9 protein-coding genes are annotated in these 12,210 nt (G+C 46.5%); all 9 read right to left on the minus strand.

Annotated elements, in window-relative coordinates; all coding sequences use genetic code 11:
* Positions 1-156: 156 nt before the first annotated feature.
* The gene (gene hutI / locus ACYQ3Q_RS07200) at positions 157-1,416 is read right to left on the minus strand and encodes an imidazolonepropionase (protein ID WP_459927915.1); all 1,260 of its coding nucleotides are present in this window, start codon (positions 1,414-1,416) and stop codon (positions 157-159) included.
* A gap of 118 nt (positions 1,417-1,534) precedes the next feature.
* Positions 1,535-2,236, minus strand: coding sequence for a vitamin B12 dependent methionine synthase (locus tag ACYQ3Q_RS07205; protein WP_459927916.1), 702 nt, complete (start codon positions 2,234-2,236; stop codon positions 1,535-1,537).
* 412 nt (positions 2,237-2,648) lie between these two features.
* Positions 2,649-2,855 carry a hypothetical protein gene (locus ACYQ3Q_RS07210; RefSeq protein ID WP_459927917.1) on the minus strand — a complete coding sequence of 69 codons (207 nt, stop codon included), beginning with the start codon at positions 2,853-2,855 and terminating at the stop codon, positions 2,649-2,651.
* Positions 2,856-2,944: 89 nt separating this feature from the next.
* The gene (gene hutU, locus ACYQ3Q_RS07215; RefSeq protein ID WP_459927918.1) at positions 2,945-4,966 is read right to left on the minus strand and encodes a urocanate hydratase; all 2,022 of its coding nucleotides are present in this window, start codon (positions 4,964-4,966) and stop codon (positions 2,945-2,947) included.
* Between the two features lie 162 nt (positions 4,967-5,128).
* Positions 5,129-5,761: a corrinoid protein gene (locus tag ACYQ3Q_RS07220; RefSeq protein WP_459927919.1), complete on the minus strand. Its 633-nt coding sequence runs from the start codon at positions 5,759-5,761 to the stop codon at positions 5,129-5,131.
* Between the two features lie 57 nt (positions 5,762-5,818).
* A complete protein-coding gene (locus ACYQ3Q_RS07225; RefSeq protein WP_459927920.1) occupies positions 5,819-7,273 on the minus strand; it encodes a trimethylamine methyltransferase family protein in 1,455 nt (484 codons plus the stop codon).
* Between the two features lie 15 nt (positions 7,274-7,288).
* Positions 7,289-8,776, minus strand: a complete 1,488-nt coding sequence (locus ACYQ3Q_RS07230; protein ID WP_459927921.1) for a trimethylamine methyltransferase family protein — start codon at positions 8,774-8,776, stop codon at positions 7,289-7,291.
* Between the two features lie 462 nt (positions 8,777-9,238).
* A complete protein-coding gene (locus ACYQ3Q_RS07235) occupies positions 9,239-10,417 on the minus strand; it encodes an ATP-binding protein (RefSeq protein WP_459927922.1) in 1,179 nt (392 codons plus the stop codon).
* 389 nt (positions 10,418-10,806) lie between these two features.
* Positions 10,807-11,763, minus strand: a complete 957-nt coding sequence (locus ACYQ3Q_RS07240; RefSeq protein WP_459927923.1) for a glycine betaine ABC transporter substrate-binding protein — start codon at positions 11,761-11,763, stop codon at positions 10,807-10,809.
* Positions 11,764-12,210 lie beyond the last annotated feature (447 nt).

Here is a 12,210-nt window from a genome sequence, read left to right on the forward strand (position 1 = left end):
TTTTACATGCAAAAGGGTACCCTCTGGCACCCTAAAATTATACGTTATGATATACAAAAATAGCGCACTTAAAAGTGCGCTGTTTCTTCCAACCTCTTAACTGATGCCTTTTTATCAACAACCTTAAGATCATTTTCACTCTTTACCTAATACGGGTCAGCCCCGCCAAACCACGTTCCCCCGTTTAATAACCATCTCCACTGGGTTACTGCCAAAATGATAGGGCAAATAATTCAGATTGGGAATATCGAGAATAAGCACATCTCCCTGTTTCCCTACTTCCAAACTCCCCACCTGATCAGGCCTGCCAATAGCATGTGCCGCATTAATGGTCGCCGCCATCAGGGCTTCCTCCGGAGTAAGGCGCAAATAGAGACAAGCCAGCGTCAAGACCAGTGGCATGGATTCGGTTGGGGAAGATCCGGGATTCGAGTCGGTCGCTAACGCTACCGGTACCCCTGCCATAATCATCTCTCTCGCTCTAGCATACGAATTTTTAGCAAGATTGAACGATGTCGCCGGAAGCAATACCGCGATTACCCCTTCTCTAGCCAACGCAGCGATCCCGTCATCCGAGGCTTGGAGTAGATGATCGGCACTGATCACACCCAGTTTGGCTGCTAATTCAGCGCCTCCCGCCGAATCTAATTCATCCGCATGCATCTTTAACTTAAGGTTGAGCTCTTTCGCTTTAAGCAAAATCCCCTCGCTCGATTCAAGACTGAAAACCCCAGGCTCACAGAAAACATCGCAAAACTCAGCCAGTCCCTCAGCCGCAATTTTCGGCAACATATCCTCTACAACATAGTTAGTAAACTCTTCTTCACTATAACCAGGTGGAACTGCATGCGCTCCCATAAAGGTTGGTACCAGATCAATCACCTGTTCCCGATCCAACTCATGAATCAGACGCAAGGCCCTAATTTCATCCTCCACCATTAATCCATAGCCACTCTTCACCTCAACCGTCGTCGTACCCATGCTCAGCATCGTCTGAAGTCGTCGTTTTGTTTGCGCCTTAATCTCTTCATCCGTCGCCTGCTTTGTACTCCGAACCGTGGAAAGGATCCCGCCACCCTGTTTAAGTATCTCCAGATAGGGGACACCCTTAAGTTTCAGCGACAATTCATTTTCACGTGAACCTGCATAAAGAACGTGCGTGTGCGGATCAACAAATCCAGGGGTAACCACCTTCCCCTGCGCACTAATCTGCAAAGTATCCGGTCCTACCCACCCGCCAGCACGCACCTCTTCCGTTGTACCAACCGCAATAATCTTTCCGTCTCGGATCGCAACAGCACCATCTTCAACCAAACCGATTTCAGACATACCCTCTCCACAAGCCGGTCCTTCCGTGTAACCCTTCATCGTCGCCATCATATGCGCGGAATGGATAAAGAGATCCGCATACTGCACAAAACCATCTCCATTCAAGTGTATTTGTTAGGGTGTTAAGGGGACGGTCCTTTTAACACACCCTTAACTTGCAGGGATTCATAGCCTGCAAGTCAGTATGCAAGTCACGAACCGTCCCTTACTTGCATTTACCAAATTTCAAGCGGCTGTGGGCACAGTTTTGCTGCTCGGCACACATCTCACACGTAATTGCACTTGACAAGTTCGGCTTAGTAAGCTGTTTCCCAACTGGGATAACTAGAGTATGAGATTTTACCGGAGACATTAGCATCGCTTCCCCTAAAGTCACACCAATTTCCCCTCCATCCAGCAGAGTAAATAAGGTTTTCTGAGCCTCTAAGGGAATTTGGAAACCACCCGGGCATAAGTTATAACCCGTCTGTAGACCACGTGCTAAGACCTGCTTGACAACCTTATCCCTTAATAACTCTAAGGCTTCATCAAGCGCGACCGTCCCGCAGCCATCTAAGACCATCCCGTCAAGCATCTCGCCCTCTTCAAACAAACGGGCTGATTCTTCTTCAAGGCGGAAGCCAATGGTTTGGATCGCTATCATCACTTCGTGAGCTCCCTCAAAGAACGAAGTGGCAGCATTGACAGGATACTTATTTGCCAGAAGAATTTCCCCTGTACCTGAGACACTCACCGGAACATAATCATAGATGCAGCGAGCTTCAACAAGCCCTAAAGCTTTAAGTCGCATCTGTTCAATCACTGGCTTAAAGTTCTGACTCCGTTTAGAATCTGCATCCGGCATACCAATGCGCCGATAAATCTCTGAAGTAACTAAGTTTAAATTATTCCACACGATAGATTCCATCATACTTCCTCCAAACTAAAGAACCATGCAAATCAAGAGCCATCCCTAAACTTGCACCTACTTGTATTCTTACTCCATACTTGCCTTACTTGGTACACAACGCATTTGCGTCAAAGACGTAAACAGTAACCCCGGTTTAAGTCGTACCAACCACCGTCGACCCAAGCCCAAGAGGAATTTTCTTGACTTATGCAAGTTAAGAACCGTCCCATACTTGCACCTTACTTGCACTGACTTGCATAAGACGGTGCACATGAAATGTGCCGTCTCCCAAACCATCCGTTCCTTCGTTCCTTCGTTCCTTCGTTCTTCGTTCTTCGTTCCTCGTTCCTTGTACTTCGTCCTTCGTCTTCCGTCCTTCCGTTCTTCGACCCCCAAGCCAGGGACGCAGTGTGACACGAGCGCGACGCCTTTACGTAAGCAGAAAAGCAAACTTCCGTTTAAGCGACCGACCCCAGACACGGGGCAGTGCACAGGGATGTGCACTGCCGCCAACCGAGCCAAGGTCCCCTCCCGCCATCCTTGGCTCCGGTGACACTAGACCATCCATGGTCGTCGGATGGCGAGTCTGGCACGATAGTCTCCAGTGGAGATTATCGCCGTAGGCGGGTTCTTTCATATATACTATCGCCGAAGGATGAACCCCGCTCACCACAGTAGGAGCTTAAACGGTTAGTTTGCTCTGCGTCGTAAGCACCGAGCGCTGTGTCACACAAGTCCCCCTACTAATCGATCAATCAATTCCTCATCCGGAATAAACGGAACCGTAATATGCCCTGACCCCTTATACCGCTCATTAAACTCAATGCCAGTCTCAATCGAATGTTCATTTCTGGCCCAAGCTCGCCGAGCAACCCCACCGATCACGTCCCATAAAAGAGCCGATTTAATAATGCCATCCACCCGTTCGCTCCCGTCAAGTACTAAGCCGAACCCACCATTGATGGCTTTACCTATCCCGACGCCCCCTCCATTATGAAGAGATACGAGACTCATCCCGCGAGCGGCATCTCCCGCGAAGCTCTGGACAGCCATATCCGCCATGACATTACTACCATCTTTGATATTAGCAGTTTCCCTAAACGGTGAATCTGTGCCGCTCACATCATGATGATCCCGGCCTAACATCACCGGACCAATCTCACCATCCCGAACCATTTGATTAAATTTAAGCGCAATCTTAATTCGCCCTTCAGCATCCTGATATAAAATGCGGGCCTGAGTACCCACGACTAGCTTATTTTTCTCGGCATCCTTAATCCAGATATAATTATCCCGATCTTGCCCCCGACGGTTCGGATCAATACAAGCCATCGCCGCCGCGTCGGTTTTGCTCAAATCTTCCGTTTTGCCACTGAGACAAACCCATCTAAAGGGCCCATATCCATAATCAAAAAGTTCCGGACCCATAATGTCCTCCACATAGGACGGGAAAATAAAGCCATCTTTTTCATCGATGCCATTTTTAGAGATCTCCTTAACTCCGGCATCATAAACCGCTTTCATGAAGGAATTTCCATAGTCAAAGAAATATGTACCCCGTTCTACCAACGTCCGAATCAGTTCAAATTGTCGGACTAAACTCTGGTCCACTAGCATCTTAAACTTAGCCCGGTCGGTTGCCAGCAGCCTGGTTCTTTCTTCAAACGAAATTCCCTGTGGGCAATATCCACCTTCATAAACAACATGACAGGACGTCTGATCACTGAGTAACTCTACCTTGATTTGCTTCTCGACCACATACTCTAATAAATCTACAATGTTACCTTGGTAGGCAATCGACATGGGTTCCTTTTTCTGCAGATACTCCTCGGCGATCCGGAAAACTTCCTCCAGATCCCCAGACACTCTACTGACCCAACCCTGCTCAAAGCGAGTCTGTATCCTAGACTCATCAACCTCGGCGATAATTCCCACACCCTGGGCAATTTCTACAGATTTCCCCTGAGCCCCACTCATTCCACCTAGACCTGACGAAATAAACAAATGTCCCCTAATATCTCCATCATGAGGAATTCCTAACTTCATCCGCCCGGCGTTGAGTAAAGTATTGAAGGTGCCGTGCACAATCCCCTGCGGTCCAATATACATCCAACCGCCCGCCGTCATCTGACCGTAGTTAGCAACCCCCATTTGTTCAGCGATTTCCCAATCCTTCTGATTATCAAACATCCCGATCATTAAGGCATTCGTTATAATCACCCTAGGCGCTTCCGGGCGAGAAGGAAACAACCCCAGCGGATGGCCCGATTCCATCACCAATGTCTGCTGATCAGTCATCACTTCTAGGTACTTTTTAATTAAACGATATTGCAACCAGTTTTGACAGACACTTCCCGTTTCACCATAGGTAACAAGTTCATAAGGGTAAAGGGCCACGTCAAAATCTAGATTATTGTCAATCATAACCTGAAAGGCCTTGCCTTCAGTACAGTTTCCTTGATATTCATCGATCGGTTTCCCATACAATCGTCCAGCCGGACGATAACGATAGGCATAAATCCTACCTCTAGTCCGCAATTCCTCTAAAAATTCTGGAGCCACTTGTTCATGAAATTCCTCCGGTACGTAACGTAAGGCGTTCTTTAACGCGATCTTTGTTTGATTCAGGGTCAGATTAAAGCCTCTGTCTGGTGCCCGTCGAATCCCTTCCACAAATTCCTGCAGCTCTGGAAGTTCAGGGTCTAATTTAATCGTCATGGCCTGTGAAATATCATAATTATTAATCACCCAGCTCACTCCTTCCTAAATTTTCCAAATTCCATCTCATCTTGTCCTCAAGCCCTAACGATGGTCAGTGTCCCTCATAGTGTGTACCCAAGTCTTTGGTCAAATTCTAAAAACAGGTACAGAAGCCCGAAGAACTCCTGTACCCATCATACTAAACTCTAATTAAGCAATCAATCGTTTGCATAAATCCGTCGCTGCTGCAGCATCCGGTGCATATCCATCAGCACCGATTTCATCTGCAAACCCTTGGGAAATCGGTGCCCCTCCGACAATGATCTTAACCGAATCGCGCAAGCCTTCTTCCTTCAACGCTTCAATCGTATCCTTCATGGATAGCATCGTCGTTGTCAAAAGCGCGGACATCCCGATCACTTGAGGCTTATGCTCCTTGACCGCTTTAACGAACGTGGTTGGATCGATATCGACACCTAGGTCGATCATCTCGAACCCAGCACTCTCCATCATCATAAGTACTAGATTTTTCCCAATATCATGAAGGTCACCCTTTACTGTTCCGATCAAGACCTTACCCGCCGTAGGCATATCCTTTTCGGCAATCAAAGGTTTTACCATTTCGATGCCCTTGCTCATGGCTTTGGCAGACATCATAACCTCTGGTACATACATATCCCCAGCTTTAAAACGAACCCCGACCACATTCATCCCCGCCATTAATCCTTGATTAATGATTTCCAGAGGATCGCTGCCATTGTCAATCATTTTTTGGGTTAAAGTCTGAGCTCCAGCATAATCCCCCTTGATCACAAGTTCAGCCAAGCTGTTAAAATCACTCAATTATAATCTCTCCTCTACCTTACTTCTTTGTACCAACTAATTTCTTTGTCCAACTTATTACTTTGCTCCAACCTTTTTCCGGGCCTCTTTTAGAACCGCTTCTATCTTCTCCCTCACCTCGTCACTAACAGGTTTGGGCTGATGAGTTTCTAGGATCTGCTTAATCTGTTCTCGAGCACGGACGGCCATGGTCTTACTACCGTTTTCAGACCAATTCTCGTAATTATTGAAATCCGAGAGCTCTGGCCGCCAATTCTCCCGAAAGTGATTCGCTGTATGGTCATCCCCCAGGAAATTTCCACCTGGACCAACCCGCATAATTGCTTCTACCCCTAAGGCTTCTTTATTCGTGTCAATCCCATTGAGCATCTTTCGTGTCCGCCCGATAACCTCGTTAGAAATCATCAGTAACTCCAAGGAGCCGGTTAACCCAAATTCCATGTAGAAAACATCATGCATGATATTGCACCCTTGCAAGGCACCCATTAAGGTAAACATAGTCGATTCTGCGATCGCCTGTTCATCACAAACCTTAGCATTACAGCACCCGGCATATCCCCAGGAAGGAAGTTTGTAATAGTGGGCCAGATCGACCATTCCCCCTTGAAAGAGTACCGCTTCCGGAGTACCATAAACTGCCTGCATAGTCCGCATATCAAGAGGAGAATTACCATAACCGTACACAAACGGAGCTCCAGGCGCTTTCAATTGATGGATCACTAACCCACTCAAGGCTTCGGCATTAGCCTGAACTAAAGCCCCTCCAACCGTCGTTGGTACAGAAGCTCCCGCCACACCTCCACAGGCAAAATTAGTCGGAATTCCATTTTCAGCAGCAATCAGTAATTTATCCACAGACTCTTGCGGATGTTGAAGGGGAGAGGTTGGCTCCGTGTAGAGCATAAACAGTGGTTTCTGACGCAAGCGTGCTTTGCCACCGACTGCACTCGCTGCCATCTCGATAATATCCCGCAAAGTATCTCCATCTTCCGCAATAACCACTTGGGGTTTAACAGTGTTCTGGACCATGATAGCATATTGTTCGCGATTGATCATACGACGATCGACATCGGATAAAAGACCCATCGACATCACAAAATCAATATTCGGTAACTTATCACAAAGCCTGATGGCATTGGCTACATCCTCTTGACGCCATTTCCGTCTTTCTAGGCTGACCGGATCTAAATAGTTGAGCGTGTCTGATCCTGTGCCAAAGTGAACATTGGCCCCTTCTAATTGCATCGCCATTTCGCCGTTTCGATTATATAAAGTCACATGTGAAGGGGCAGATTGCAAGGCTTTCTTGACCAGGTGATTGGGGAAATAAACCCGATTGCCATTTTCAACATAGGCCCCCGCCTGTCGCAGAAGTTCAACCGCTTCTTGGTGGTGGATCACCATACCTGTCTCTTCAAGAATCCGGCTACTCGCCAGATGAATCTCTTCCGCTTGCTTCTCAGTCAGTGTTCGGAAAAACAGCCCATTTCCGTGTGAGCTTCCTACTCCCATAATCTTAACCCCCTCTTAGCTCTTAACTCTTCTTTCGCGTTTCTTTTCCGCTTTCACTTTCTCTGTTTCAGCAATTATCTCATTTAAGCCCTGACGGACTGAATCATCCAACAGTTCCGCCGTATGCGTAGCCACAATCTCTTTAGCCAAATCCCCAGCGTGGTCTTCCACAGTTTTAGACCCCTGCTCTTCCCAGATCTCCCAGAAGGAACGATTAAACTGCTTAGGAGTCCAAATCTCTTCCCGGAAATGCTCATACGTATGGGCATGACTCACAAAGTTCCCACCAGGACCTATTTCATCAATCACATCGACCGCCATTGTCTCTTCATCAATTCGAGTTCCTCTACCCATGTAACGCGCATTATCCATGAAATCATTGCACATCGTCAAGAAGGTTAATGAACCAGTTTTTCCACCTTCCAGATACCCGACATCATGCACTAAATTAGCGCCCATCAACTGAGCCAGCAGGATACCGTTGCCTGCTTCCATCCCTGCCTGAGCATCTGGCACCGGAGCATTAACACACCCAGCCTCCGTAAAGTTAGGAATCCCGTAAAACTGAGATAATTGCGTCATGATGGCATAGTTCATCATCGTCTCCGGAGATCCATACAACGTTGCAGTGCTCCTCATATCCATCGGGGTCGCCCCACCGCCAATAATAATTGGGGCTCCTTTTTGCTTTAATTGAGCCATGACGACTCCCGCCAAAGCCTCAGCATTCATGAGAACAATCGTTCCCGCTTTCGTAACCGGTGTAGTTGCCCCTGATAAAATCCCAGGAGTATACACCACAGGAACTCCATATTCAAAACAAGCAAACATCTTTCCGATCCCATCATTGGTATGGACCAACGGAGTGATTGGCTCAGAGTAAAGAATCAAGAACGGATTTTTTCTCAGCTCTTCTTTACCGCCGACCACTAAAGCAGCCATCTCTAACTGAGCGCGCATGTTTATTTCATCATGTGCAGTAACAATCATTGGTTTAACAGTATTAGAAACCATAGCCTCTAATTGATGAAGGTCACTCACTTTAGGATTCTGATCGGAAGCAATCGCATAACTCATCACAAAATCATAATTTGGCAAATAGTCCATGACCCGGCAAGCTAACTCGACATCCTTCTTCGTAGAGCGCCGCCGCTTACCCGTTTCTAAGTCAAGAGTATAGGGGAGATCGGAACCTGTCCCAAAATAAGTCCTATTTTTCTCCAGAGGCATGACCCTTTGGCCCTTACGGTTAGCCACCACAATCTTGCTCGGTGCCAAACGAATGCATTCGTCAACTAACCAGCTCGGAATCCGAACCCGGTTTTCATTGACAATACAACCGGCATCTTTCAATAACTGTAATGCTTCTGGGTGATCTACTTTAACCCCCGTACGTTCAAGGACCTCCAAGGTCGCGAGATGAATCTGCTCGATCTGTCCCTCACTGACCCATTGGAGCAGTGGCGTTGCTTGTTCTATGCTATTGGATCGAATCTTTCTCATCAGTCCTATACCTAACCTTTCCACATTTTTTGTACCTTCCCCAAGTTTAAATTAACTTATCTATCTTAGTGAATCTCCAGAGTAACCTACATACCCAACGACCTATTCTTACATGTCTTCTTCACACACTGCTGCACTCTAGGTGGGTATGCTAAGTTAACCCTGCAAGATATATGCCATTCCCATCATAAACGGTACACAATTCCATCCTTAGCCGATGTCCTGCGAGTTATGCGAGTAACCTTCTGCTGCAGAGGCCTTAAGCCTAGCGTTGAGCCCTCTTTTTGATCTTACCGCACTGGTATTAAATGTGGGTTAAAAATGCAAGCGCAAAAATTTTTAGCACCTATTCTATTGTCTTATCGCTTTTTAGCCTGTTTTATCCTTTTGACCTAATATTCGCTGTCTATAGTTTAGCCGCAAAAAATGTTGGCACTGCCCAATTTTAGGGCAATAAATTTCTCACCCTAAACTGACCATAGAAATAGCCTTCGTTACGCAACTATCTACACAAATCCCGCAGCCCCAACACTTATCCTGATCAAACTCAACCCTCTTCCGTGGCTTGCCGTTGACCATGATTTCGGTTTCCCCGAGATGAAAAGCCGAAAAATTACACCGTTTGAGGCAAGCCCCACAATGCGAACACTTCACTTCATTGCGCTGAGCCACATATTGAATGACCGGAAATATACCCTTCATTCCTCTGTCCTGAGCCAGACGCGTCGGATAACAACAGCAAGAACAACAATTACACATCCAGATCGGCCCCTTCTCCCGCCAGTCACTATTAATTTGGTGCATCAAACCTTTCCGATGTGAGAGTTTTACAAGCTCTCGAGCTTCATCCTTCGAAAGCGAACGCCCATACGTACGATCTGTAATCGAAGCATCAAAACTCAGACAAGTTTCTGTCGGCTTCTCGCACCGCTCCGCTAACTTACGACAATTACAAGGAACCAAGCGAATATCCTTCACGGAATTCAGTAATTCCTCAAGCTCATCTATCATAAAAAACGCCTCCGGCGCCCTATCCACCGCCTCTTTATTCTTAAGCTGCTCCAGATAAGGCTCCATCCGCTTTGCATAAACTTGATAACACCACTCATCCAAAGCCTTCAGCAAATCCCCACCGTTAACCTTCACCTTTACGTCCTTTTCGTTATCATCGTTATCATCGTTGTTATCGTTGTTATCGTTGTTATCGTTGTTATCGTTGTTATCGTTGTTATCGTTGTTATCGTTGTTATCGTTGTTATCGTTGTTATCGCTATTATCGTTGTTATCCTTATCCTTATCGTCATCTATATTATTGGCCATCAGACTCCTAATTTCTAGCTTATAACTATCGTCAAACTTACACATAAAATCCAACCGGCCATAGAAATCCGCCCCAAAATAAACAGTTTCCCCGTCAATCTCTTCCCTCTGAACAATATGCTTATAATAACAACCCTCCAACAAACCCTGTGCCTGCTCCGAAGTACATCCCATCCTTTTAGCAACTTCAGAAACAGAACACTTCTGACCCTCCAATCGAACTACCAAATCCATCTCAGCCTCAGACATAAAACAGGACAAATAAGGCACCACAAAATCCGGCACACCAAACAAACTAACAAACTTCTCAATCATCGACATCTAAAAATCCAACCTTTCACGAATCCGAGTTAAAGAAAGACCACCCTATCCCCCCAAACCGATATTTATGGGGCATAAAGTGGCCATTAAATATAAACTAACAAAAGCGTCTTCCCAGTTCGGCGGCGCAGCACCGATTCAGAGGTGCACGTTCCCCGCAACATGCATAGGAGGAAGTGGCTTAGCTTAGTGAGTACGATTAGTGGAATTGCGTCAATGAGCGCAGTCGATCAGGCGTTAAGAACCGCAACTGTTCACATGCAGAAAGCCCAGAAGTTTTGCGGTTTAGCCTGAGCGACAAGGGAATAGCAATGGAACGTTGTGCGAACGAGCTAAGACACTTCCTCCCTCGCTCGCGGTCCAGCACCCTCTACTCCCTCCAAGCCGCCTTATTTCAGCAACCCTTTACTCTTCAAGAAAGTCGTTGAAACTTCCTCAATGGACTTCTTCTCAACATCAGCTTGCATGTTCAATTTCGTGATCGTCTCAGTATCTAACACAGCGCTCAATTTCTTAAGTTCTCCTGCTAGGTTAGGATACGCATCCAAGATTTGCTGACGGAAGACAGGGGCTGCATTATAGACCGGGAATGCCTTTTTATCATCTTCAAGCATCACCAGCTTATCCGTGACAATCCTCGGTTCTGTGGTGAAGGCTAAGGCTAAATCCCCTTTTTTGGCTTTGAGAGTATCATAGTTTAGGCCCATAGCTACGTTGACAAAATCCCCTTTAGGCATTTTGAACTCATAAACCTTTTCAAAAGATGGCAAACCATCTGCCCGTCCTTCCCACTCAGGGAAACCGACGAATTTTAAGCTTTCACCCTTCTTCACTTGGGCAACATAGTCAGAGATAGTTTTCAGTTTATACTTTTCGGCAACATCGGACCGAACAACAATCCCATAGGTGTCATTGAGTGGTGCATAGTCCAGCCACGCAATTCCATTCTTAGCATCCCACTCTTTGATGAGTTTGTAGCTTTCATTCGCCTCAAACACGGGAGCATGTTCCATTAAATTCATAACACCCGTACCAGTGTACTCCCAGTAATGATCGATTTGCCCAGAAGTCAAGGCCGGTCGGATAACCGCCAATTCACCAAGTCCCATTTTGTTTTCAACCGGATACCCTAAGCCTTTTAGATACTGGAAGCTCATCGTTCCTAAAAGTGCAGCTTCTGTAAAGGTCTTGGACGAAATCTTAATAGTAGGTCCTTCTTTTGCCTTATCTGGAGCAGGTGTAGCAGCAGGTGCAGCAGTAGGCGTCTTTGCACCGCAGCCCATTACCCCTCCTAAAGCTAGTGTCAGGGACAAGATTGCAACGAGAAATAATGATCGTTTCTTCATGTAATATACCCCTTCCTTTTAATAAGTTGGTCCAATTATACATCTTTTCACAATACTTTCGTAGCCTTTATTTCAAATTTTTGGCATCCCCTCCTTCAAATCTCAAGTAATGCAAACTTAAACCCTCGCTATATCTCCTTTTCGCCTAAACGCATACAACCCCTTCACAGAGTCCATCAACGCGTTCTAAACCCCCATCGACAATCCCAAAGGATTCCTCTTTCTCAGAAAGCAAGCCAAGAACCGTCCCGCATTCCCCTTGTGTTCCCCCTCAAAAGCGCTTTTGCGTCATATACGCAAACAGTACCTAAACCCCTCCATCGTTCCCGTCGTTCTAACTCGTCGACCCCCAAGCAGAGGAAGTTTCTTAGCTGAAAGAGCATGTGAGAGGAGTTGCGTCAATGAGCGCAGATGATATGGCGTTAAGAAACTTAACGGGACTTGTCC

It is taken from the genome of Desulfosporosinus burensis, from assembly GCF_054657535.1.

Bases quoted from the DNA above. Each gene is read 5' to 3' on its own strand.
- ACYQ3Q_RS07205 (WP_459927916.1), bottom strand. From the start codon at position 2,236: ATGGAATCTATCGTGTGGAATAATTTAAACTTAGTTACTTCAGAGATT.
- ACYQ3Q_RS07210 (WP_459927917.1), bottom strand. From the start codon at position 2,855: ATGAAAGAACCCGCCTACGGCGATAATCTCCACTGGAGACTATCGTGC.
- ACYQ3Q_RS07225 (WP_459927920.1), bottom strand. From the start codon at position 7,273: ATGGGAGTAGGAAGCTCACACGGAAATGGGCTGTTTTTCCGAACACTG.
- ACYQ3Q_RS07230 (WP_459927921.1), bottom strand. From the start codon at position 8,776: ATGAGAAAGATTCGATCCAATAGCATAGAACAAGCAACGCCACTGCTC.
- ACYQ3Q_RS07235 (WP_459927922.1), bottom strand. From the start codon at position 10,417: ATGTCGATGATTGAGAAGTTTGTTAGTTTGTTTGGTGTGCCGGATTTT.
- ACYQ3Q_RS07240 (WP_459927923.1), bottom strand. From the start codon at position 11,763: ATGAAGAAACGATCATTATTTCTCGTTGCAATCTTGTCCCTGACACTA.